Below are 21643 nucleotides of genomic sequence, written 5' to 3'. Positions count from 1 at the left end.
AGCCCGACCATAGCCGAGCCCGGCCCGGGGGAGGGGCCCATCAGCCGTGACCCGGTCAGCTCCTGGTCACCGCGGCGGTCACCTCGACCTCCAGCACCGCGCCGTCCAGGAACAACCGGTTCACCTCCACCGTGGTGCTGGCCGGCTGGGCGCCCGCGAAGTACCGGCTGCGGACCGCCCCGTAGCCGGCCAGGTCGTCGAGGTCGGTCATGAACGTGCGGACATGCATGACGTCGGCGAACGTGGCGCCGTGCGCGGCCAGCAGACCGCCGATCAGCTCGAAGATCCGTTCGCTCTGGGCGCGTACGTCGCCGGGCGCCACCACGGCGCCGGCGTCGTCCACGCCGACCTGACCGGAGAGCACGAGCAGTGCACCACCCGGCAGGTCGAAGCGGGCGACGTGGGCGAAGCGGTCGCCGTACGGCGCGGGCACGGTCGCGGGGTTGTCCAGGATCACGGTCACGATTGCTCCTTGTCGGGGTGGGTGACGGCCACGCGGTGGACGTCGGTGAGGGTGGCGATGTCGGCGTCCGGCCGGGGCGCGGCCGCCAGCACCGATGCGGCGGCCCGCAGGACCGGCGCCGACGCGTCGCCGAGCGCGTCGAGGGCGAGCCGGGCGTCCTTGGCGGCCAGCGCGATGGCGAACGCGGCCTCGGTGGTGGTCACCCGGGCGACCGCGCCGCCGAGCGGTCCACCGGCGAGCGCTTCGCACGCCGTACGGCGGTCCACGCCGACAGCATCGGCGACGGCCAGGGCGTCGGCCACCGACGCGACCGCGGTGACCAGGGCGGTGTTGAGCACCAGCTTCATGGCCGCGCCCCGGCCGGGGCCACCGCACCGGCGGACCGTGCCGAGGGCCGCCAGCACCGGAGCGACGCGGTCGACGGCCGCCTCGGCGCCGCCGGCCAGGACCACGAGCCGGCCGGCCTCTGCGGCTGCGGCGCTGCCGGCGACCGGCGCGTCCACGAGGCGTACGCCGGGCGGCAGCTGTCCGGCCAGCTCACGAAGGGCGTACGGGCCGATCGTGGACATCTCCACGAGGTGGGTCCCGGGACGTAGGGCGCGGGTTGCCGCGTCGGCGCCGAACAGCGACTCCCGCACGGCGGTCGCGTCCGTGAGCATGGTGATCACCACGTCGGCGTCCCGGACGGCCTCGGCCGGGCTGGCGGCGGCCCGCGCGCCGGCCTCGACCAGTGGCCGCGTCCGGCCGGGGGTGCGGTTCCAGACGGTGAGCTGGTGCCCGGCGACGAGCAGCCGGCGACCGAGCGCGCTGCCCATCGTGCCCGCGCCCAGCAGTGCGATGGCTTCCATGATCCGGAACGTTAGGCGGCGGCCGGCCATGCCACCAGCGAATGTTGAACATGCCAGCCATGCTGAGAGAACATGGCGGAATGCAGCCGCATGCGCTTGAGGTCTTCCGTACCGTCGTCGAGCACGGGTCCATCACGGCTGCGGCCCGGACTCTGCGCTACACCCAGTCGGCGGTGTCCCGGCAGATCGCCGCCCTGGAAGCCGAGACCGGAGCCACCCTGTTCGACCGGCTGCCGCGCGGTGTCGCCCTGACCGAGCAGGGCCGCTGCCTGCTCGGTCACGCCGAGGCGGTGCTCGACCGGCTGGCCGCCGCCCGCCGTGACCTCGCCGCGCTGCGCGACCTGACCGCCGGCCGGCTGCGGGTCGGGGCGTTCCCCACGGCCGTCGCCGCGCTCGTGCCGCGCGCCCTGGCGTCGTTTCGGTCCGCCCATCCGGGGGTCGCGCTCTCCCTGGTCGAGGGGCTGACGCCGGGCCTGTTGGCGGGCCTGCTCGCCGGCGACGCCGACGTGGCCGTGCTGAGCGCCCCCGCCGATCAGCCCCTCGACGACGAGCGGTTCGACCTGCACCATCTGGTCGACGAGGTGCTGCTGGTGGCGGTGCCCCGCACGCACCGGCTCGCCCACCGGCGCACCGTGCGGCTGCGCGAGCTCGCCGACGACGCGTTCATCGCCGGTTCGGCGGACGCCGAGAAGACGCTGCTCCGCGCCACCCTGCCGGCCGACTTCCGGCCGCGGATCGACATCGTCGCCGCCGACTGGACCGGCAAGCTGGGCTGCGTCGCGGCCGGACTGGGCGTCGCGCTGATCCCTGCCCTGGCGGTCCGGGCCGCCCCGCCCGACCTGGCACTGCTCCGGCTGCATCCCGACGACGTCTCCGTCCGGCGGGTGTTCGCCGCCACCGTCGCCGGGCGTAGTCGTCCGCCGGCGGTGCGCCGGTTCCTCGACCACCTCGACACAGCGGCGGCCGGGCTGGAGCTGGCTGGCGGCCGGATGCCGGCGGGTCAACCCGATGATCACCAGCCCGCAGGGGGATAACTCAGGCAGAATGCAACCTTCCGGCTTATATTCGCAAAATGCCCGTAACTTCTTCAAGTGTCATATACTCGACCCAGCGGAACCTGCCCCGGAAGCCCGGTGCAGGCACGCGGGCAGAGCCGATCGGCGGCACCGGCACGGGGTGGTACCAGCCGGGCGGTTCTGCGGCGGCAGGTGTGCCGCCCGGCGCGGTACGACCACCGCCGCTGCGGGCCGGAACCCCTCCGGCCCGCAGCGGCGACAGACGGTGATTTTGGGTGATCACCGCGGCCGGCACGGGTCTCGCCCTCCTACGGGCCCGTGCCGGCCACCTCAGCAAGGGGCGGAGGCGGTGGCGACAGCGACGGGGCGCCGAGAATCTCCCTCACCTCGCCCTGCCGGTCCGGTATGTGAGAGGAGAGGGTGATGTGGAAGCCGCCAACCCCGGCGGAGCAGGAGCTGTGGAACGCCGTCGTGGCTGGCGTCCACGCGGTCAACCGGATGGATCGCGAGGCCTTCGCCGCGGCGGCCGACCGGCTGACCCGGCTGCCCGGAACCTGGGTGCGCCGGGCCCTCACGGGCACCGCCGAGCTGCTGGCCGAGGAGTTCGCCCCGGGTGCGGGTGACCTGTGGCCGCTGGTGGCGTTGCAGGCCGACCGCGTCGGCACCTGGTTCCCGGAGGTGGACGGGCAGCTGCTGGCCGCACTCCTGCCCGGTCGCCACCACCCGCTGGATCCGGCCGTGCCGGATGAGCCCCGGCACGTCATGCACCGGCTGCTGGTGGTCGCCTGCCTGTCGGACGCCGCGCAGGTCGGCGTGGGCGCCTTTGTCGACGTGGCGTTGCGCGGTACGGACGGACGGGCGGCGCGGCCACTCTCCCGGCTGGTGCCCCAGCATCGGACCGGACGGTGAGGGCACGGCGCGCGCCACGACCCGCGGTCGATCTCGCGAGTGCCCGCCGGTCCACCCGGCATCGCGCTCCGTCCTGCGTCGGCCGTTGACGGCACCACCTCGATCATGCCTGCAAGCTTACCCGACAAACACGCCTTAAACGGCGAAAACCGGACATAGTTCCGGCGGGTGTCGGCCCGCGGCCGTTCCGGTCAGCTGGAGATGGACTCCGGCGGTGGCGCCGGCCTGCCCATGGCCGCGCCGAGCTCGGCGCGGCTGGAGATGCAGAGCTTCCGATACACCCGGGCGAGGTTGGCCTCGACGGTCTTCGGGCTGATGAACAGCGAGTCGGCGATGGCCCGGTTGGTGCGGCCCTGGGCGGCGAGCCGGGCCACCCGTTCCTCCGTGGCGGTGAGCACGGTCGGCGCCGGCGTACGCCGGCCGATCCTGGCCAGCTCCAGCTGGGCCCGCTCGGCGAAAGCGACGGCGCCCAGGGCGGTGAACTCGGCAGCCGCCGCGTCGAGCGCCTCGCGGGCCTCCCGGCGGCGGCGGGCCCGGCGGTGTGCCCGGCCGGCGACCAGCAGGCAGCGGGCCCGGTCCAGCGGCAGCACGTCCACCGGCACGCTCGCCCGCGCCGCGACGAGCGTGGCCAGCGCCTCGGCCGGGTCGGCTCCGGTGGCGCTGTCCACCAGCACCCGGCTGCGGGCAAGGCCGAGGGTGGTCCACGGGCGGCCCAGCCGGGCGTGCCGCTCGGCGAGGCGGACCAGCGCGGCGCGCGCGGTCTCCAGGTCACCGGCACCGACGCACGCCTCGATCCAGTCCGGCTCGAAGCGCTGCGCGAGCGGCTCGGCGATCCCCGAGCCGTCCAACTCGGCGACGAGTGCCCCGTACGCGGCGGCGGCCTCGGCCATCCGGCCGGCGGAGAGCGCCACGAACCCGGCCAGCTGCAGGTGGATCCGCCGGCACCAGGCGTCGTCGAACTCGTCGGCCCGGCGCAGCCCGCCCTCGGCCACCGCGCCGGCCTCGGCGAGCCGGCCCCGGTAGGCGTCCAGCATGCCGGCCAGCCAGGTCTCGCCGACCAGGCCGGTGCCGAGCTGCTCGCCCAGCTCGCGGGCCGCCGCGATGTGCTCCCCGGCCGCGTCGAACCGGCCGGCCAGCAGCTCGGCCTCGCCCAGGTGGGTGAGCATCTCGTGCTGCCACGGTTCGTCGCCGCGCGCCACGGCCCGACCCAGCATGTGGTGCAGCCGCGCCCTGGCCCGCTCATGATCGTCCGTGGCCTTCCACCAGATCGCCGGAATCGACCCGGCGAGCCAGGACGGTTCACCGGCCTCCAGGACCAGCGCCCGGTCGAGCAGTTCGGTCCGGGCCGGACGCCCGGCGCGTACCTCGTGGAAGAACAGCAGCAACAGCGCGGCGGTGAGCAGCGGACGGTGCTCGTCCCGGTCGGACAGGTGCGCGATGGCGGCCTCGGCGTGCCGGCGGGCGGGCTCCGGAGCGTCCTGGAACAGGGTCAGGTGCGTGTGGATGCGTCCGGCCAGGTCGTGATGCCCCTCGGCCGCGGCCAACGCACGCCGGGCGAGGGATACCGCGCCGGTGAGGTCGTCGACGCACCAGGCGACCATGGCGCGCAGCAGCAGGGCCTCCGCGTGCGCCGCGCCGGTCAGCTGTCCGGCGGCGGCGTCCGCCGCCGCACCGGCCGCCGCGTAGTCGCCGCTGTCGATCCGGCACTGCACCGCGTCCAGGCGCCGCCGGTCCCGATCCGCCGCGGCCGTCGGGGGCGTGAGGTCGGCGGCACGGTCGTACCACTCGGCGGCGACGGCGGGAGCGCCCCGGGAGTGTTGGCGTGCGGCCGCGGCGGCCAGTTCGGCGGCGAGCGCCTCGTCCGGCGCCACCGTGCACCGGGCGAGCTGCCGCGCCCGCTCGTCCGGGTCGGACACCGCCTCGGCCAGCACACCGTTGAGCCGGCGCCGGACGCCGGACGGGATGCTCTCGCGCACCGCGGCGGCGTACAGCGGGTGGGCGAAGCTGATCCGCCTCGGCGTCACGCTCAACAGGCCAGCCTCCTCCGCCGCGTCGAACGCGTCCACCGGCACGCCGGCCGCGTGCAGGTCCGGCAGGGTGGGCACGCTCAGCAGCGCGGCCAGGCGCACCGCGTCACGGCTGGGCCGGGGCAGTGCCCGCAGGGCGTCCGCGAGCAGTTGACGCATCGACGACGGCACCGGCAGGTCCTCGCCCGGCCGCGGTGGCCGGGGCAACCGCAGCACCGCCCGGGCCAGCTCGATGGCCAGCAGCGGGTTGCCCCCGGCGTCCCGGGTGATCCGGGCGAGCAAGGGGCGGCTGAGCGTGCCCCCGAGCCGCGCCTGCACGATGCGGTGCAGCGCCGCCGGGCCCAGCGGCGGCACGCCGATCCGGGTGAGCCGGCGGTCGCCGGCCCGGTCGTCGTCGAGCCCGAGCGGGAGGGCGGGCGCCCCGGCCGCGTCGGTACGGCGGGTGAGTAGGGTGGCCGGCCAGCGGGCAAGGCGGCGCAGCGCGAACCGCAGGGCCCGCTCGCTCGGCGGATCGAGCCAGGGCGCGTCGTCGATGGCGAGCAGCACCGGCACCTCGCCACCCGTCGCGGCCTCGAACAACGAACGGGTGGCCGCCCCCACCGCCCGCTCGTCGATCGCCTCGTCGTGGTCGGCGGACAGCAGCACCACCTCGGCGGCGATCCGCTGTGGCGGGGGCAGGGCCGCCACCCGGCCGGCCAGCGGCCGCAGCACGTCGGCCAGGGCCGCGTACGGCAACACGGCCTCGGCCTCGGTCGGCGCGCTGGCCAGCAGGACCCAGCCGGACCGCTCGGCCCGGGCGACGACGGCCCGCCACAGCGCGGTCTTGCCGATGCCACTGGGGCCTTCCAGGAGCGCCGACGCCCCGCCCACCAGCGCTCGCCAGGTCTGCTCGAGGGTCGCGTCACGGCCGACGAGGGAGGCGTCCATGGCGGGATGATGGCACAGCCGTGCCATCCCGCCGAGCGATGTGGTCGCTCACTTCGGCGCGTGTCCGCACACCGCCACGTTCGGGATGACCTCCTCGTTGCGGTAGACGTCGGCGCTCCAGCGCGGTCCGCTCGCCGCCACGACGGGTGGGATCGTCGGCGCTCTACTCGGTGTCAACAGGCTGAGGATCTTGTTGATCACCTTCACCACGGGTTCGAGGATCCGGTAACCGACGCCGAAGACGGCCTTCACTCCGATGCCCACCCCCCGGCACTGCGCGTACGGCGCGCCGAGGGCGGAGCCGAGCGTCGAGCCGTACGACGTGGTCAGCTCGAAGTAGACGCCGGCCGTGAACAGGAAGGCGCTGAGGCCGACGGTGAACCGGACGCCGTGGCGGATGACCAGGCCCATGACCCCGACCGGTACCCCGGTGAGCGAGTTGAGCAGACTCTTGCGGCGCTGGAACTGCTCGGTGACGCGCGGCCCGACGCTGCCGTTGACGTAGCCGAAGCCGAGCTTGCCGGCCAGGGAGTATTCACCCGAGCCCTTGACCGTGCCCGCCTTGGCGCCGAACGCGGTGGCGACCTCGAGGGTCTGGCTGACCGTGAACGAGAGCGGGATCCCGATCACCTGACCGATGGGGAAGGAGATGTCGACCGGGATCGGGAACACCTTCTTGTGGTTCTGCCCGTCCTGGATGCCACCCTCGAAGTCGACCTTGATCCCGAACCCACCGCTGATCTCCAGCTCCGCCCGCGTCACCTTCCCGGCGCCGATGGCGAGGTGGAAGGCGGCGTCCGGTCGCTTGAAGGTGAGCGTGACTGTGCCGACGAGCCGGACCCCTCCGTCGTCGTAGGCGAAATGGGCGCCCACGCCGTCGGAACAGCAGCTGGAGTACACCTGGTAGCCGTGGGTTCTCGTGCCGACCCGGCCACCCCGCTGCGGGGGTGGTTGCACCGGCGGGTCGGACGACCCGAGCAGCGGCGGCCGCCGCACCGGGCGGCTCCGGCCGAAGGTGCTCGGTGGCGTCGGCTGGTCCTCGGCCCACGACGGCTCGCCGGCGGGGTAGGTGACCGGATCGTCGAGGGTGACGCCCTGTTTCTCGAAGGTGCCGTCCCGGATGATCTCGGTGATGTCCACCGGGCCGATGGTCACCAGCAGGTCACCGCCGTCCTCGGCGATGTCCAGCACCCGGCCGACGCCGCGGCCGGTGATGAACATGACCTTGCCGGGTTCGAGCTGCCGGGCGTTCCTCGCGGCCGCGTCGATGCGCCAGGTGAGCCCGTCGGCGGTGACCGAACGCACCGAGCGGCCGCCCCCGCCCACCAGGACGACGTCAGGTTGCAGCGTGACCCCGGAAGCGGGTGCCGGCGCGGCACCGTAGCGCAGGTCCGCGTCGCCCATCGTCGCGTCGGTTCGCACCGCCGGCCGGAGACTGTCACAGCCGGTCAGCGCGATCAGGACCGCGACGGCGGCGGCGAGCAGGGCCCGCCCTCGACGGGGTCGCATCGACACCTCACATCCGCCCGGCGACGACGCGGGCGAGGCCCTCCAGCGGCTTGCGGTTCTCCGCCGGGTCGTTGAGCCGTACCAGCCGGACCGCCACCCACACGTCGGCCTTCCTGATGAAGAACGCCTCCAGCGTGAGGTGGGCCTCGTCCGCCACCCCGGACAGCGGCCGCACCTCGTGGCCGAGGTCGCGCTCGATGTCGAGGTACTTCTTCGCGCCGTCACCGACGTACACCTCGACCTGTGCGGTCGGGCCGGTGACCGGTGCGGTGTAGGTGCAGCTCTCCCGGACCGCCACCGCGTCGTCCACCGGCGTGCCGGCCAGTTTCTCCGCGTCCGCCTTGGACACCAGGGTGCAGGCGTCGGGCAGCGCGGAGGCCGGGCTGCTCTCCTCGCCCGCCGGGCTGTTCTCCCCGGTTGCCGGCTCCGCCGCGGTCGTCGGGGCCGGCTTGCCGCCCGCGGCGGGCTTGTCGTCCGAGCCGCCACAAGCGGTGGGCAGCACGAGCGCGACCACGGCCACACCGAGCACCGCGAGGTGTCTGCCACGCATCTGGATCCCCCTCACTCCGGCAGCGCGTCGAGCAGTTGACGCAGCTTCTGCTCATAGGTCGCGACGTCCATGCTGAAGCTGCTCATGATCATGGTGTAGCTGCCCTTGGGGCTGACCACGACGGCCTCTCCCGCGATGTCCTTGGCGGCGAGGTACGACCGGTCACCGAGGTCCACCACCTTGTCGTACTGCTCGCCGGCCTGCTCGTGCTGGTAGTCGTAGGTCGTCGCACCGGCGAACTCGGACGCCATGGTGATGGTGAGGCTGGCGACGCCGTTGCCGTCGCCGAACGCGCAGTTGCCCTGGTCCTTCATCGGTTTGCCGAGCAGTTCGGACACCCGGTCGGCGGTGAAGGGGCACGTCGGCACGGAGTCGGCGAGCTTGCCGAGGTCGTCCGATCTCGCGTCGACCCCCGAGCCGGTGCCGTTCGACGCGGAGGAGTCGGCCGAGCTGTCGCAGGCAGCGGGTACGAGCAGGGCGAGCAGCAGCAGCGGCAGCAGCCGCCGCCCTCGGGGGGCACGGGCTCGGGCGCGTGGTGCGGCGGGACGCCCCGCGGGGCGGACCGACGCGAACAGGTGACGGGCCATGCGGTCGACGCTATGGCGCGGGGGCCGCCGGGTAATCGGGTGATTCCCTACGCCGTCACGAATCGGCCCTGGCGCCGGCTGCCCGCACCGGCGCCAGGACCAGCGCATGATCCCGCTGCGGCCGGCGGCCACCGCCGTCGCCCCAGGGAGGCCGGCGAGGCCACCCGACAACGAGCATCAGGTCAGCAGCTTCTTCATCGACACGGCGTGCAGACCCCGCTGGCGCAGCCCGTCGAGGATCGGCCCGATGGCGGCCAGCGTGTCCCGGTGGCCGAAGTGCAGGCTGACGATCGAACCCGGCCGGACCTGGCTCATCGTGGTCCGGACCACCAACGGTGCACCCGGGTCAGTGTGGTCGAGCGAGTCGACGTCGTACGACACGCACGTCGGATAGCCCACCCGGCTGGCCTGGGCGCGGACCATGGCGTTGGCGTGCTGGGTCTGCGACGGGCGGAACCAGACGCCGATCGAGCCGGTGAGCTGCTTGATCCGCTGGGCGCACCGGTTGATCTCAGCGAACGCCTCGCCCGGGGTCAGCCGGCTGATGTCGGCATGGTTCTCGGTATGGTTGCCCAGCTCATGGCCGCCGTCGAGGACTCGCCGCGCCATCGCGGGCTGGTCGGCCAACCACGTACCGACCGCGAAGACGGTGACCCGGGCGTCGGCCCGCTCCAGTTCGGCCAGCAACTGGCGGGCGAGGGCGGGCTCCCCCTGGCCATGGAAGGTCAGCGCCACGTTGGGCCGGTCCCGTGGTCCGCTGCTGATCTCCCCCGGTAGGGCGGGAGGAGCGGAGGCCCCGGCGGCCGACGGGGGCGGGGAGGCGGGCGGCGACGTGGCCGACCGGGCGACCGACGGTCGGCGCGCCGGGTTACAGCCAGCCAGTCCGACAAGTCCGGCGGCCGCAGTGGCGGCGGCGCGCAGCGCGCCGCGGCGATCCGGTGACACTCCGCGATGCTAAGCCGCCGCCGGAGTGATGGAGAGGAAATCGAGGAGGCGGCGTGCGGTCTCCGCGGGCGCTTCCTCGGCGAGGAAATGCCCCGCCGGCATCGGGCCACCGTGCACCTCGTCCGCCCACTGCCGCCAGACCATCAGCGGCTCGTACCGGCCGGCGAGGAACCCGGTGCCGCTCCACAGCGCGAGGACCGGGCAGCTGATCCGCCGCCGGCCGCGGTCGGCCTCGTCGTGCGCGACGTCGAGGGTGATCGACGCCCGGTACTCCTCGCAGACGGCGTGGACGGTGTCGGGATGCCGGAACGCGTCGACGTAGGCGGCGCGGATGTCGGCCGGGAAGGCCTCCGGCTGGTCGGACCACGCGTCGAGCATGTGGTTGACGATGACGTCGGGGGCCTGGGCGATCAGCCGTTCGGGGACCGGTTCCGGGGCGGACAGAAAGGACCAGATCCAGAAGCCGCGGGTGAACTCCCGGTCCACGTTGCGGTAGGTGTCCGCGGTCGGGATGACGTCGAGCACCGCGAGCCGGGTGACCGCCCGCGGACGGTCCAACGCCATCCGGTACGCGCACCGCGCGCCCCGGTCATGGCCGACCACGCTGAACCGGTCGTACCCCAACTGCGCCATGACCTCGACCTGGTCGCGGGCGATCTCCCGCATGCTGTACGGCGCGTGGTCCGGGCCGGTCGGCGGTTTGCCGCTGGCACCGTACCCGCGCAGATCGGTGGCGACCACGGTGAACCGCTCGGCGAGCGCCGGCGCCACGTGCCGCCACATCAGGTGGGTCTCGGGAATGCCGTGCAGGAGCAGGACCGCTTCCCCCTGGCCGCCGCGACGTCCGTGGATCGTCGTACCGCTGCTGGCGAGGTCGAATGCCTCAAAACCGTCGTACATCAGGACCTCCGCGTCGGGCGGCAGGAGCGGTGCGCCGCACGACGGCGGCGCCGGGCGCCTCTGCCCGGCACCGCCGCGAGCGAGCTGATGTCAACCCTTGGCCTGCCGCTTGGCTTCCTGCGGATTGGCGCCCTTGTTGACCTTGTTGAGCGCCTGCCGCAGCTGGCCCTCGGTCATCTTGGAGTTGCCCTCGATGCCGGCGTTGTGGGCCTGCTGGCGCAGGTCGTGAAGCTTCTCGCGATCGGCCATGTCAGCCTCCCGTGTGCTCAAGAGCCTGAAGCGACTCCGGTTGGAGAGATCTGCGTTCCCGCAGCCCCTGGGGTCAAACGGTCGGCCGCGCGGGATCAGACGCCCGAGGGGTACGTCTCGGGCTCGGCGAGGGCGGTGGGCCGCAGGCGCAGCGGCCGGACCGCCTGGGACTCGTCGATCCAGCAGAACGCGTCGTACCGGTCGCCGAGCACGGTGGGGACGTAGTTACCGAAGCTCTCCCGTTCCGGGTGGTAGACGACGCCGATCGCCCGGTGGTCGAGTTCGTCAGTGAGCAGATCCAGCGGCTCGTCGCCGGGGAACACGAACAGGGCCTGCGCCGGCGCGGCGCCGTGCAGGACCTCCTCCAGCGAGTGCCGGCGGCCCGGCGGCACCGGCATCACCTCCATCGGCGCACCCCAGGCGTCGCCCGCGACCACGGTGCCGTGGTGGGTGCCGAAACCGACCAGCACGACCTGGTCGGCCCCGTACCGTCCGCGGGCGAGCTGGCCGATGTTGACCTCGCCCGCGTCGGTCATGTCGGTCGCGCGGGCGTCCCCGACATGGGTGTTGTGCGCCCAGACGACCCCCTTCGCCGCCGGCCCGTAGTGCCGCAGGAGGCGGTCGAGGCTGTCGTCCATGTGCCGGTCGCGGACGTTCCACGACTCGCGGCCACCGCGCGCCATGGTCCGGTAGTAGCGCTCCGCCCCGGCCACGACCTCCGCGTTCTGCCAGGCACCGAAGCGGCCCGCGCCGTCGGCGGCGGCCCGCTCGCGCAGCCCGACGAGCAGGTCGACGACCTCGTTCTCGCAGTTCGTCGGCACCAGGCGGGTGGCCAGCGCGTACTGCTGCGCGTCCTCCTCGTACGGCTGGAAGCAGCCGTACGCCGCCAGCGCCGCCGGTACCTGCTCCGGGTCGTGCTCGCGCAGGTAGACGAGGATCTCGCGCAGCGACTCCCACAACGAGTACACGTCCAGGCCGTGGAATCCGGCGCGGTCGGGCTCGTCCACCCGCTCGTTGCGGGTGCGCAGCCAGCGGGTGAAGTCGACGATCTCCTCGTTGGCCCACATCCACGTCGGCCAGCGCTCGAAGGTGGCCAGCGCGTCCCGGGGGTCCGCCGGTGCGTCGGGCCCGCAGCGGACGCTGCGGTCCACCCGGTCGCAGTCCGGCCAGTCGCCCTCGACGGCGACGAACGAGAAATCCTTCTCCTCGATCAGCCGGCGGGTGATCCACGCGCGCCAGGTGTAGAAGTCGTGCGTGCCGTGGCTCGCCTCGCCCAGCATCACCACGCGGGCGTCGCCCACCCGGTCCAGCAGTGCGTCCAGGTCTCCGGGGTCGGCCAGCGGCGCCGCCAGGCCGACGACCTCGTCGTCGTAGCGTCCCATGGGCGGGCGGTACCCGTTGCGGTAGCAGCCATGCGAGGCCGCCCACCCCGAGTTCGGCGCGCCGCCCGCCGCAAATCCGGCGCGCCGGCCGTGGCTCATGTGGACCCAACAGGACGGAAAGTACAGGCGGTGACCTTCCGCCGAAGTGATTACCAAGACAAGCCGCGGTGCGCCGTCCTTAAGGGCGGTGGTGAGTCGGCTTTCCGATTCCGGGTGGTCGAAGGCCGCGAGGGCTCTTGGCGTCATCTCGGCTGGTCGGGGCGGTTCTGCTGTTCGATGTACTGGCGCAGCACTGACAGCGGCGCGCCGGCGACGGAGCCGGCGAAGTAGGAGCCGGCCCACAGCCGGACGCCGCGCCAGTAGTAGCGGCGGATCTCAGGGAAGTCGCGGCGCAGGTAACGTGAGGACACGCCCTTGAGGGAGTTGACCAGTTTGGACAGTGTCACCTTGGGTGGGAAGTTGACCAGCAGGTGGACGTGGTTGTCGTCGCCGTCGAACTCGACCAGCTCGCACTCGAACTGTTCGCACACGTCCCGCATCACCTGTTCGAGGTAGCGCAGGTGTTCGTCGGTGAAGACGGGCGCCTGATACTTCGTAACGAAAACCAAATGGGCGTGGAGCAGGAAGAGACAGTGTCTGCCGGTGCGAACCGGGTGATCGATGGCCATGAAACCAACTGTAGGATTGGCGGTGTGAAAGCGGACACTGGCCGGCGATACCGGCTATACCCCACCGATGAGCAGGCGCAGCGCCTGACTGCGTGGGGGCACACGTGCCGCTGGCTGTACAACAGCGCCTTGGAACAGCGCCAGTTCGCCTGGCAGCAGCGCAAGGTCACCCTCGGGGTCACCGCCCAGTGCGCCTTCTTGACGGAGGCGCGTAAGGACTTCGACTGGGTGGCGGACCTGCCGGCGCAGTCTGGTCAGCAGGTGTTGCGCCAACTGGATCAGGCGTACCGCAACTGGTGGAACCCGCAGCACTCCGCCGGGGCGCCGACGCATAGACGCCGGTCTGCCCGGCTGTCGATTCCGTTCCCCGGTCAGGCGATCCACGTCCGCCACCTCAACCGCCGCTGGGGCGCCGTCAGCCTCCCGAAGATTGGCGATGTCAAGTTCCGCTGGTCCCGCCCCTTGGGCGGCACGGTCCGCAACGCGGTAGCGTCCTTCGACGGTGTGGCCTGGCACGTCGGGTTCGGCGTCCACGCCGACGTCAAGGCGCCCGAGGCGCACGCCCGGCCCGCCACTGTTGTGGGTGTTGACCGTGGAGTGAAGGTCGCTTTGGCGATGTCTGACGGGCGTATGTGGAACCGCGCCTTCACCTCACCCGATCAGGAGCGCCAGCTGGCCAGGCTGAAGTCGAAGGCCGGCCGGCAGGAGACCATCCGCCGCAAGCGCGGCGCGACAACCTCGAACCGTGCGCGTAAGGTCCGTGCGGAGATCGCCCGGACCGAGGCGAAGATCCGCAACCGGCGCCGCGACTTCGTGATGTGGGCGGCGAACCGGCTCTGCACCCAGCACGCGACCGTCAAGCTGGAACGCCTCAACATCAGGGCCATGACCGCCACCGCGAAGGGCACCGCCACCGAGCCTGGCCTCAACGTGGCCGCGAAGGCCGGACTGAACCGGGCAATCCTCGACAAAGGCTGGGGGCTGTTCCACGTGCCCCTGGCCAACCAGGCACGTACCACCGGCACCCGCATCGTGCGGGTGCCAGCCGCGTTCACCTCCCAGCGGTGCAGCCGCTGCGGGAACACCGACCGGAACAACCGCGAAAGCCAAGCGATGTTCCGGTGCGGGTCCTGCGGACACCAGGCCAACGCTGACGTGAACGCGGCGATCAACATCAGGGACGCCGCCGAGGCGCCGTCCCCACTCACCGGGCGGGCAGTCCGGGACAGGAGCCGAAAGGCGTCCTGTCGACCACCCACCCAGCGTCACAGACAACCGACGCTGGAAACGGGAATCTCCCGCCAGGCGGGAGTGGATGTCAATGTCGCCATTGACCTGCGACGCCGACGGCCCGCGACCTCCCGACGAGCACGACAAGGAGAGACCCGGCATGGCTGACTTCGTCGGTGCGGTAGATCAGGGCACCACCAGCACCCGTTTCATGATCTTCGACCACGGTGGCAACGAGGTCGGCCGCCACCAGCTCGAACACCAGCAGATCCTGCCCCAGGCCGGCTGGGTCGAGCACAATCCGCTGGAGATCTGGGAGCGGGCCCAGACGGTGATCCGGACCGCCATGAACGCGCGCGGTCTGACCGCCGCCGACCTGGCCGCGCTGGGCATCACCAACCAGCGCGAGACCACGGTGGTGTGGAACCGCCGCACCGGCCGGCCCTACTACAACGCCATCGTCTGGCAGGACACCCGCACCGACCGCATCGCCGCGGCGCTGGAACGTGAGGGGAAGGGCGACGTCATCCGGCGCAAGGCGGGGCTGCCGCCGGCGACGTACTTCTCCGGCGGGAAGATCCAGTGGATCCTCGAGAACGTGGACGGGGTCCGTGCGGCCGCCGAGCGGGGCGAGGCCGTGTTCGGCAACACCGACACCTGGCTGCTGTGGAACCTCACCGGCGGGGTCGAGGGCGGCGTGCACGTCACCGATGCCACCAACGCCAGCCGCACGATGCTGATGAACCTGGAGACGCTGGACTGGGACGACGAGCTGCTGTCCTTCTTCGACATTCCCCGCGCCATGCTGCCGGAGATCCGGCCGTCGTCGGACCCGCGCTCGTACGGCAGCACCGGGCCGCACGGACCGTTCAGCGGCCCGGTCCCGCTGACCGGCGACCTCGGCGACCAGCAGGCCGCCACGGTCGGGCAGGTCTGCTTCGCCCCGGGCGAGGCGAAGAACACCTACGGCACCGGCAACTTCATGCTGCTCAACACCGGCCGGGAGATCGTGCGGTCGAAGGCCGGGCTGCTCACCACGGTGTGCTACCAGTTCGGCGACGAGGCACCGGTTTACGCGCTCGAAGGCTCCATCGCGGTCACCGGCTCCGCCGTGCAGTGGCTGCGCGACCAACTCAAGATCATCAGCAGCGCGGCGCAGAGTGAGATCCTGGCCAGCCAGGTGGCGGACAGCGGCGGCGTGTACTTCGTGCCCGCCTTCTCCGGGCTGTTCGCACCGTACTGGCGCTCCGACGCCCGCGGCGCCATCGTCGGCCTGTCCCGCTACAACACCGACGCCCACATCGCCCGGGCCACCCTCGAGTCCATCTGCTACCAGAGCCGGGACGTGGCCGAGGCCATGGCACAGGACTCCGGGGTGCATCTGGAATGCCTCAAGGTCGACGGCGGGGTCACCGTCAACGACCTGTGCATGCAGTTGCAGGCCGACATCCTCGGCGTGCCGGTCAGCCGGCCGGTGGTCGCCGAGACCACCGCGCTCGGCGCCGCGTACGCGGCCGGCCTCGCCGTGCGGTTCTGGAAGAACACCGACGAGCTGCGGGCGAACTGGAACGAGAGCAGGCGCTGGCAGCCGGCCTGGTCACCGGAGCAGCGGGAGAACGGCTACGCCCGGTGGAAGAAGGCCGTCCAGCGCACCCTCGACTGGGTCGAGGTGGACTGACCGCCGTACCTTTACCCTCCACGGGAGGGTCCGCCAGATGCCGGCGGCGCGGCGAGAAGCCGCTTGATCTCCGCGGCGGCCGGGTGGGCCGGCGCGACGGCCAGGAAACGCCGCAGGGTCGTCGCCGCCTCGGCGGCCTGAGTGGTCCGCTGCGCCAGTCCCAGCACGAGCAGGCCGTCGGGGGAGTCGGGCTCGCGGGCCAGGACCTCCCGGGCGGTGCGTTGGGCGCCAGTGCTGTCACCGGCCCGCAGCAGCGCGAACGCGAGCCGCAGCCGGACGCCGTCGTCGGGCCTCTCCCGCAGCGCCTCCTGGTACATCCGCGCCGCGGCGTCGTACCGGTTCTGCGTCTCCAGGTCGTGGGCGAGTTGGAGGGCGACCGCGACCGGGTCGGCGGGGGCCGGCCGCGCGGGCGGGTCGAGCCGGTCGGCGGCGACCGCGACGGACGCCACCAGCGCCACCACCCCCACCGACGCCACCCGCCAGGCTCGCCGCGCGCCCCGGGCGTCCGGCGTCGACGGCGCGGCCGGACGGGCCCGGCCGGTGCGGGGGCGTAGCGTCCGCACTGCCGCGTAGCCGCCGGTCAGCAGGGCCAGCGCGGGTACGCCCCACAGCAGCAGCTTGACCCCGCGGGCCGGCGGGTCGGTCAGCACGTCCGCGCCGTACCGCTGGACGAACCAGCGCCGGATCTCGTCGCGGTCCCGCCCCTGGGCGAGCTGGTCCGCCACCACCTGTCGCATCGCCACGGCGATTGGTGACCGGGAGTCCGCCACCGACTCGCCCTGGCAGGCCGGGCAGCGCAGCCCGGCAGCCACCGCGCGGACCGGATTCTGGCGGCCGTGGTCGCTCGTCGTCCGGGCCAGCCCGATGCCGGCCGCGGCGGCCAGCGCGACGAGCACGAGCGCCACGAGGGCGTCTCTGCGGGAGAGAAGCCCTGGGGCGGGTCGCCACCTCATCCGGCCAGCAGCGGCGCGATCCGCTGCTCCAGCCACTGCCGGGTCACCACGCCTTGCCGCCGGTCGACGAGCCGGCCGTCGCGGTCGACCACGAAGGTCTCCGGTACGCCCCGCACACCCCACTCGACAGCCCGGGTGCCGTCCGGGTCCGGCACCACGGTCAGCCCTTTCGCGCCGGTCTCGTCGAGCAGCGCCCGGACCGCCTCGGCACCGTCGCGGATGTTCAGCCCGACCAGCCGCACGCCGCGTGGCGACCACTCACGCTCGGCGTCGACCAGCAGCGGCAGCTCGTCCCGGCAGGGCCCGCACCAGGAGGCGAAGACGTTGACCAGCACCACCTGGCCCCGGACGTCGGAGAGCGCGAAGCGGCCACCATCCAGGGTGGGGCCGGACAGCGCCGGGGCGGGTGTGCCCGCCACCGCCAACCCCTCGCCCGGGTTCGGGGCGGCGGGTGCGCGCAGGCCGAGGACGACCAGAGTGCCGACGACAGCGGTGAGTACGAGGACCACCGCCGGCCCGCCGCGCAGCCATCCGGGGCGGCGCAGCGCCGGGCGCCTCACCGTGCCGCTCCGGAACCGACGGCCACCGGGGCGGGCTCCGCCCGGCCGGCGCGGGCGGCCGGCCGCCGTGTGGAGCGGGCGGCGGCGAGCAGCCCGCCGGTGGCGGTCAGCGCCCCGCCGGCCCAGATCAGGCCGACGAGCGGGTTCACCGCGAGTCGTACGGTGGCGCTGCCGCTGTCCTCGCTGACCGCGATCAGCGTGACGTACGTGTCCCGCAGCAGGCCGGTGCCGATCGCCGGCACGGTCACCGCGGTGTCCCGGGCCGGGTGATAGCGCAGCGCCGGGGTGATCGCCGGGCCGGCGCGGCCCGACGCGGTGAGCGCCAGCCGGGCCCGCACCGCCATGCTCCCGCTGCCGCCGGTCCGGTCCACGCCGACCAGGCGGACCGCGACGTCACCCACCCGCAGGGTCTCGCCGACCCGCAGTGTCCGTTCGGCGTCCCGCCCGTACGCCGACGACCCGGCGACGCCCAGCGCGACCAGGGCGAGCCCGGCGTGCGCGACCAGCCCGGCGAGCCGGCCGGGGCGGGGGCCGGACCGGCGCAGCCGGTGGACCAGGTCACCGGCCAGTCCGGTGAGGACGAACGCCGCCGCGCCGAACGCGGTGAGCGCGGCCGGGCCGGGTCGGCTGAGCAGTCCGACCAGAGCCACCGTGCCGAGGCCGACGCCGGCGGGCACGGCGAGCCGCCGCAGCGCCGCCGACCGGTCACGTAGGGCGGGCGGCACGCCCAGCACCAGCAGCACCACCACCGCCAGCGGCACCGCGGTGCGCTGGTAGTAGGCGGGTCCCACGGACGCGCGGGTCCCGCCCAAGGGGGCGGACAGCAGCGGCAGGATCGTGCCGATCAGCACCACTGCGGCGATGGTCACCAGGAGTACCCCGTTGACCAGCACGAGGGTGGGGCGGGAGAGCGCCCGCGGCCGTCCGGTGCGGGCCGGTTCGGGGGCCCGCCGGCCGGTCAGGACGGTCGACACAACCACCGCCAGCAGCACGAAGCCGAGCAGCATCGGACCCAGCGGTGAATCGGTGAAGGCGTGCACGCTGGCCACCGCGCCGGACCGGGTGAGGAAGGTGCCCAGCAGCACCAGCAGGAAGCTCGCGCAGGCGAGTGCGCTGTGCCAGGCGGTCCGGCCGCGTACCAGCGTGGTGTGCAGGAACGCGGTGGCGGTGAGCCAGGGCAGCAGGGAGGCGTTCTCCACCGGGTCCCAGGCCCAGTAACCGCCCCAGCCCAGCACCGCGTACGACCACCAGGCGCCGAGGCCGATGCCGCCGGTGAGCGCGGCCCAGGCCACCAGCGCCCACGGGCGGGCCATCCGCACCCAGTCGCGTCCGTCCCGCCCGGCCAGCGGCGCCGCGAGCGCGAACGCGAAGGGTACGACCAGACCGAGATAACCGGCGTAGAGCAGCGGCGGGTGTACGCCCATGGCCGGGTGCTGCTGCAGCAGTGGGTTCGGTCCGGGGCCGTCGGTCGGCACCGGGCTCACCGGGCGGAACGGGTTCGCGGCGAAGCTGGACAGCGCGAAGAAGAACAGCATGACCACGCTGACGACCACCATCGCGTACCCGTGCAGCCGGGGCGGGTACGCGCGCCGGGCCAGCAGCGCCGCGTACCCGCCGAGGACCAGCAGCCACAGCAGCAGCGAGCCGTCCAGCGCGGACCACAGGCTGGTCAGCGTGTAGTAGAGCGGGACGTGCCGGCCGCCGTTCTCGGCCACGAACCGTACGCTGAAGTCGTGCCGGAGCAGCGCGGTCTCCAGCAGGGCGCAGGCCACGGCGGCGGCGGCCAGGGTGGCGGTGCTGCCGAGCCGGGCGGTGCGTACGGGCGCGTCGAACAGGGCCACCCGCAGCCAGAGCAGGGCGGTCAGGGTCGCGCAGGCCAGCCCGATGGCGAGGCTGGCGGTGCCGAGGTCACCGAGCATTGACCGGAGCCACGGGTGGGGACGACGGCCGGTACTCGTTGCCGTGCCGGACCACCACGTGGTCCGAGCGGAACACACCGTCGGACGACAGCGTGCCCTCGACGACCGCCCCGGTTCCCTCCCGGAACGTCTCGGGCGGCGCGCCGCGTTGCTCGACGGCGATCTCGCGACCCGCCGCCGCGAGCCGGAACGTCACCAGGTCGCCGTCGTGGCGCAGCGATCCGGGCACCACGTCACCGCCGAGGCGGACCCGGTGCCGGGCGAGGTCCGGGTCGTCGAGCAGCTCTGCCGGGGTCCGGTAGTAGGTGACGGTGTCGCGAAGCGCGCTGGTGACCAGCAGACCGCTGGCGGCGAGCAGCACGGCGAGGAGGGCCACCCGGCCCGTCCGGCGACGCATCATCCGACTCTCACCCGGGTGCGTTCGGCGGTGGGGGCGGGCTCGGGCGCCAGGCGGCGCTCCAGTCGGACCACCCGGTGCAGCAGCACGCAGCACGCGGCGAGGGTTGCGGCGGCCACGGCGAGCAGCAGCGCGGTGGCCATCCGGGCGTCGATCGGCGGCCGGTGCGGGGCCAGCATCGTCGCCTGCTGGTGCAGCGAGCGCCACCAGACGACCGAGAAGTGCACCACGGGCACGAGGAGGAACCCGGCCACCCCGGCGACGGCGGCGGGCTTCGCCACCCGGTGGTCGCCGCCGTCGCGTCCCCCGGTCCGCTCGGCCAGCGCCCGCCGTAGGGCGAGGTAGCCGGCGTAGGTGAGCAGCAGCAGGGCCGTGCTGACCAGGCGGGGATCCCAGGCCCACCAGGTGCCCCAGACCAGGTGCCCCCAGACGGATCCGGTGGCGATGGCGGCGGCGGTGAGCACCACGCCGAGCTCGGCCGCCGCCCGGGCGAACCGGTCCCAGCGCAGGTCACCGCCGATCAGGTACGCCCCGCTGGCCACGAGCACGACCGCGAACGCGGCGTACGCCACCCAGGCGGCGGGGACGTGCACGTACATCAGCCGTTGCGCGTCGCCCTGCAGTTCGTCGGGGGGCGCGAGCCACGCGCCGGCCGCCGTGGCCGCCGCGGCGAGCCCGCCGGCGACCCAGCCCATCGTCCGGCGCGCGGCGGCCGCTCTGGCCGTGTCCGCGACGAGGTCCACCGTGGAGGCTTGCATGATCTCCCTGTCCGCGTCCCAGGGGCGCTTGACCGAAGGTGGGGACTGGAGCCCACCATAAGGCGCTCGTAGCCCTATATCCCTCCGTTCGGAATAAAACGGGTGAAGGCGGTCAACCGGGACTAAGGTCCTTGCCGATGAGGACGACAGCGGAGACTGCCCCGCACCCGGCCCGGCGGCAGCGCCGACCCGGGCCGATGCTGCTGCTGGCCGGCCTGCTGCTGCTCGCCGGCTGCTCCGGCGGGTCACCGTCCGCGTTGAATCCGCAGGGGACCGGAGCGGCCCGGGTCAACGGCCTCTGGTGGCTGCTGTTCTGGATCTCCGTGGCGGTGTTCGCCGAGGTCATGGCGCTGCTCGCGTGGGCGCTGGTGTTCCGGCGGGGCGCCGCCCGGGTGCGCCACGGCCAGCCGCTGCGCTTCGTGACGATCGCCGGCGCCGGACTGCCGTTCATCATCCTCGTGGCCGTGTACGGCGTCGGCCTGCGGGACCTCGCCGCGCTCGGCGCCGGACCGGGCCGGGACGCGCTGACCGTGGAGGTCATCGGCCACCAGTGGTGGTGGGAGGTGCGCTACGCGGGCCGATCCGGCGCCACCGCCAACGAGATCCACATCCCGGTGGGGGAGCGGGTCAAGGTACGCCTGCGCACCGACGACGTGCTGCACAGCTTCTGGGTGCCGCAGCTGATGCCGAAGACCGACCTGATCTCCGGCGAGACCCGCGAGACCTGGCTGGAGGCGCGGCAGGCCGGCAGCTACCGCGGCCAGTGCGCCGAGTACTGCGGCACCCAGCACGCCCACATGGCGTTCCTCGTGGTGGCGCAACCCCGCGCCGACTTCGACGCCTTCCTGGACCGGCTCGACGCCCCGGCCCGGGCGCCCCAGACGGATGCCGAACGGCGCGGCCAGCAGACCTTCGTGCAGGGCACCTGCGCCGCCTGCCACTCGATCCGGGGCACCGGCGCGCAGGGGCGGGTCGGGCCCGACCTGTCGAACGTGGGATCGCGGTGGAGCATCGGCGCCGGCGCCGTACCCAACGACGCCGGCCACCTCGGCGGCTGGATCGCCAACTCGCAGACCGTCAAGCCCGGCAACGCCATGCCGCCGCAACCGGTCGACGCCGCCCGACTGCCCGACCTCATCGCCTACCTTCGGTCGCTGGAGTAGGGGCC

The 21643-nt window shown here is 73.5% G+C and carries 21 protein-coding genes; 5 read left to right on the top strand and 16 right to left on the bottom strand.

Annotated elements, in window-relative coordinates; all coding sequences use genetic code 11:
• Positions 1-55 precede the first annotated feature (55 nt).
• Together ABZ783_RS17735 and ABZ783_RS17730 are read right to left on the bottom strand one after the other, a co-directional pair.
• Entirely contained in the window at positions 56-463 is a 408-nt protein-coding gene (locus ABZ783_RS17735; protein ID WP_357439131.1) for a RidA family protein, read from the bottom strand.
• Positions 460-1311, bottom strand: a complete 852-nt coding sequence (locus ABZ783_RS17730) for an NAD(P)-binding domain-containing protein (protein ID WP_357439129.1) — start codon at positions 1309-1311, stop codon at positions 460-462. The genes ABZ783_RS17735 and ABZ783_RS17730 overlap by 4 nt, the downstream gene beginning before the upstream one ends.
• 80 nt (positions 1312-1391) lie before the next feature.
• On the opposite strand from ABZ783_RS17730, the gene ABZ783_RS17725 reads away from it, so the two are divergent.
• Positions 1392-2345: a LysR family transcriptional regulator gene (locus tag ABZ783_RS17725; protein WP_357439127.1), complete on the top strand. Its 954-nt coding sequence runs from the start codon at positions 1392-1394 to the stop codon at positions 2343-2345.
• 405 nt (positions 2346-2750) lie between these two features.
• On the top strand, positions 2751-3236 hold the full coding sequence (locus tag ABZ783_RS17720) for a hypothetical protein (protein ID WP_357439124.1): 486 nt from the start codon (positions 2751-2753) through the stop codon (positions 3234-3236).
• Between the two features lie 191 nt (positions 3237-3427).
• On the opposite strand, the gene ABZ783_RS17715 is transcribed toward ABZ783_RS17720, so the two are convergent.
• The 9 genes from ABZ783_RS17715 to tnpA all read right to left on the bottom strand — a co-directional run bounded on the left by ABZ783_RS17715 (position 3428) and on the right by tnpA (position 12980).
• On the bottom strand, positions 3428-6190 hold the full coding sequence (locus ABZ783_RS17715) for an AAA family ATPase (RefSeq protein WP_357439122.1): 2763 nt from the start codon (positions 6188-6190) through the stop codon (positions 3428-3430).
• Positions 6191-6238: 48 nt separating this feature from the next.
• Positions 6239-7699, bottom strand: coding sequence for a hypothetical protein (locus tag ABZ783_RS17710; RefSeq protein WP_357439120.1), 1461 nt, complete (start codon positions 7697-7699; stop codon positions 6239-6241).
• A gap of 7 nt (positions 7700-7706) precedes the next feature.
• The gene (locus ABZ783_RS17705; protein WP_357439118.1) at positions 7707-8249 is read right to left on the bottom strand and encodes a hypothetical protein; all 543 of its coding nucleotides are present in this window, start codon (positions 8247-8249) and stop codon (positions 7707-7709) included.
• A gap of 11 nt (positions 8250-8260) precedes the next feature.
• Complete coding sequence (locus ABZ783_RS17700) at positions 8261-8836, bottom strand: hypothetical protein (protein WP_357439115.1); 576 nt, start codon at positions 8834-8836, stop codon at positions 8261-8263.
• 177 nt (positions 8837-9013) lie between these two features.
• Entirely contained in the window at positions 9014-9781 is a 768-nt protein-coding gene (locus ABZ783_RS17695) for a polysaccharide deacetylase family protein (RefSeq protein WP_357439112.1), read from the bottom strand.
• Positions 9782-9790: 9 nt separating this feature from the next.
• Complete coding sequence (locus ABZ783_RS17690) at positions 9791-10681, bottom strand: alpha/beta hydrolase (RefSeq protein WP_357439110.1); 891 nt, start codon at positions 10679-10681, stop codon at positions 9791-9793.
• A gap of 90 nt (positions 10682-10771) precedes the next feature.
• Positions 10772-10930: a hypothetical protein gene (locus tag ABZ783_RS17685; RefSeq protein ID WP_357439108.1), complete on the bottom strand. Its 159-nt coding sequence runs from the start codon at positions 10928-10930 to the stop codon at positions 10772-10774.
• A 95-nt stretch (positions 10931-11025) separates the two neighbouring features.
• The gene (locus tag ABZ783_RS17680) at positions 11026-12312 is read right to left on the bottom strand and encodes an erythromycin esterase family protein (RefSeq protein ID WP_357439106.1); all 1287 of its coding nucleotides are present in this window, start codon (positions 12310-12312) and stop codon (positions 11026-11028) included.
• 242 nt (positions 12313-12554) lie between these two features.
• On the bottom strand, positions 12555-12980 hold the full coding sequence (tnpA, locus tag ABZ783_RS17675; RefSeq protein ID WP_357439103.1) for an IS200/IS605 family transposase: 426 nt from the start codon (positions 12978-12980) through the stop codon (positions 12555-12557).
• 24 nt (positions 12981-13004) lie between these two features.
• Between tnpA and ABZ783_RS17670 the strand changes: the two genes are divergently transcribed.
• Both ABZ783_RS17670 and glpK read left to right on the top strand, forming a co-directional pair.
• Positions 13005-14378 carry a transposase gene (locus tag ABZ783_RS17670; RefSeq protein WP_357439101.1) on the top strand — a complete coding sequence of 458 codons (1374 nt, stop codon included), beginning with the start codon at positions 13005-13007 and terminating at the stop codon, positions 14376-14378.
• Positions 14371-15888, top strand: coding sequence for a glycerol kinase GlpK (gene glpK / locus ABZ783_RS17665; protein WP_357439098.1), 1518 nt, complete (start codon positions 14371-14373; stop codon positions 15886-15888). Before ABZ783_RS17670 ends, glpK begins: the two co-directional genes overlap by 8 nt.
• Positions 15889-15899: 11 nt before the next feature.
• On the opposite strand, the gene ABZ783_RS17660 is transcribed toward glpK, so the two are convergent.
• Genes ABZ783_RS17660 through ccsA form a run of 5 tightly spaced genes read right to left on the bottom strand, consistent with a single transcriptional unit; the run spans position 15900 to position 20475 of the window.
• A complete protein-coding gene (locus tag ABZ783_RS17660) occupies positions 15900-16793 on the bottom strand; it encodes a cytochrome c-type biogenesis protein CcmH (protein ID WP_357439096.1) in 894 nt (297 codons plus the stop codon).
• 44 nt (positions 16794-16837) lie between these two features.
• Positions 16838-17401 (bottom strand): redoxin domain-containing protein, encoded by a 564-nt coding sequence (locus tag ABZ783_RS17655; RefSeq protein ID WP_357439093.1) that lies wholly within the window; start codon positions 17399-17401, stop codon positions 16838-16840.
• Positions 17398-19320, bottom strand: a complete 1923-nt coding sequence (locus ABZ783_RS17650) for a cytochrome c-type biogenesis CcmF C-terminal domain-containing protein (protein ID WP_357439090.1) — start codon at positions 19318-19320, stop codon at positions 17398-17400. Before ABZ783_RS17650 ends, ABZ783_RS17655 begins: the two co-directional genes overlap by 4 nt.
• Positions 19310-19717, bottom strand: coding sequence for a cytochrome c maturation protein CcmE (locus ABZ783_RS17645; protein WP_357439087.1), 408 nt, complete (start codon positions 19715-19717; stop codon positions 19310-19312). Before ABZ783_RS17645 ends, ABZ783_RS17650 begins: the two co-directional genes overlap by 11 nt.
• Entirely contained in the window at positions 19717-20475 is a 759-nt protein-coding gene (gene ccsA / locus ABZ783_RS17640) for a cytochrome c biogenesis protein CcsA (protein ID WP_357439084.1), read from the bottom strand. The genes ABZ783_RS17645 and ccsA overlap by 1 nt, the downstream gene beginning before the upstream one ends.
• A 137-nt stretch (positions 20476-20612) precedes the next feature.
• Between ccsA and coxB the strand changes: the two genes are divergently transcribed.
• Positions 20613-21638, top strand: a complete 1026-nt coding sequence (coxB, locus tag ABZ783_RS17635; RefSeq protein WP_357439082.1) for a cytochrome c oxidase subunit II — start codon at positions 20613-20615, stop codon at positions 21636-21638.
• The last annotated feature ends 5 nt before the right edge of the window (positions 21639-21643 follow it).

The sequence above is a fragment of the Micromonospora sp. NPDC047738 genome (assembly GCF_040642675.1).
Taxonomy (GTDB): Bacteria; Actinomycetota; Actinomycetes; order Mycobacteriales; family Micromonosporaceae; genus Micromonospora.
Note: the sequence above shows the minus strand (reverse complement) of the source record. Positions and strands in the feature narration are given on the sequence as shown.

What these genes read in the sequence shown, in the direction of transcription:
- ABZ783_RS17730 (WP_357439129.1), bottom strand. Translation starts at nt 1,311, where the DNA reads ATGGAAGCCATCGCACTGCTGGGCGCGGGCACGATGGGCAGCGCGCTC.
- ABZ783_RS17685 (WP_357439108.1), bottom strand. Translation starts at nt 10,930, where the DNA reads ATGGCCGATCGCGAGAAGCTTCACGACCTGCGCCAGCAGGCCCACAAC.
- ABZ783_RS17715 (WP_357439122.1), bottom strand. Translation starts at nt 6,190, where the DNA reads ATGGACGCCTCCCTCGTCGGCCGTGACGCGACCCTCGAGCAGACCTGG.
- coxB (WP_357439082.1), top strand. Translation starts at nt 20,613, where the DNA reads ATGAGGACGACAGCGGAGACTGCCCCGCACCCGGCCCGGCGGCAGCGC.
- tnpA (WP_357439103.1), bottom strand. Translation starts at nt 12,980, where the DNA reads ATGGCCATCGATCACCCGGTTCGCACCGGCAGACACTGTCTCTTCCTG.
- ABZ783_RS17650 (WP_357439090.1), bottom strand. Translation starts at nt 19,320, where the DNA reads ATGCTCGGTGACCTCGGCACCGCCAGCCTCGCCATCGGGCTGGCCTGC.
- ABZ783_RS17645 (WP_357439087.1), bottom strand. Translation starts at nt 19,717, where the DNA reads ATGCGTCGCCGGACGGGCCGGGTGGCCCTCCTCGCCGTGCTGCTCGCC.
- glpK (WP_357439098.1), top strand. Translation starts at nt 14,371, where the DNA reads ATGGCTGACTTCGTCGGTGCGGTAGATCAGGGCACCACCAGCACCCGT.
- ABZ783_RS17705 (WP_357439118.1), bottom strand. Translation starts at nt 8,249, where the DNA reads ATGCGTGGCAGACACCTCGCGGTGCTCGGTGTGGCCGTGGTCGCGCTC.
- ABZ783_RS17690 (WP_357439110.1), bottom strand. Translation starts at nt 10,681, where the DNA reads ATGTACGACGGTTTTGAGGCATTCGACCTCGCCAGCAGCGGTACGACG.
- ABZ783_RS17725 (WP_357439127.1), top strand. Translation starts at nt 1,392, where the DNA reads ATGCAGCCGCATGCGCTTGAGGTCTTCCGTACCGTCGTCGAGCACGGG.
- ABZ783_RS17710 (WP_357439120.1), bottom strand. Translation starts at nt 7,699, where the DNA reads ATGCGACCCCGTCGAGGGCGGGCCCTGCTCGCCGCCGCCGTCGCGGTC.
- ABZ783_RS17680 (WP_357439106.1), bottom strand. Translation starts at nt 12,312, where the DNA reads ATGGGACGCTACGACGACGAGGTCGTCGGCCTGGCGGCGCCGCTGGCC.
- ccsA (WP_357439084.1), bottom strand. Translation starts at nt 20,475, where the DNA reads ATGCAAGCCTCCACGGTGGACCTCGTCGCGGACACGGCCAGAGCGGCC.
- ABZ783_RS17720 (WP_357439124.1), top strand. Translation starts at nt 2,751, where the DNA reads ATGTGGAAGCCGCCAACCCCGGCGGAGCAGGAGCTGTGGAACGCCGTC.
- ABZ783_RS17700 (WP_357439115.1), bottom strand. Translation starts at nt 8,836, where the DNA reads ATGGCCCGTCACCTGTTCGCGTCGGTCCGCCCCGCGGGGCGTCCCGCC.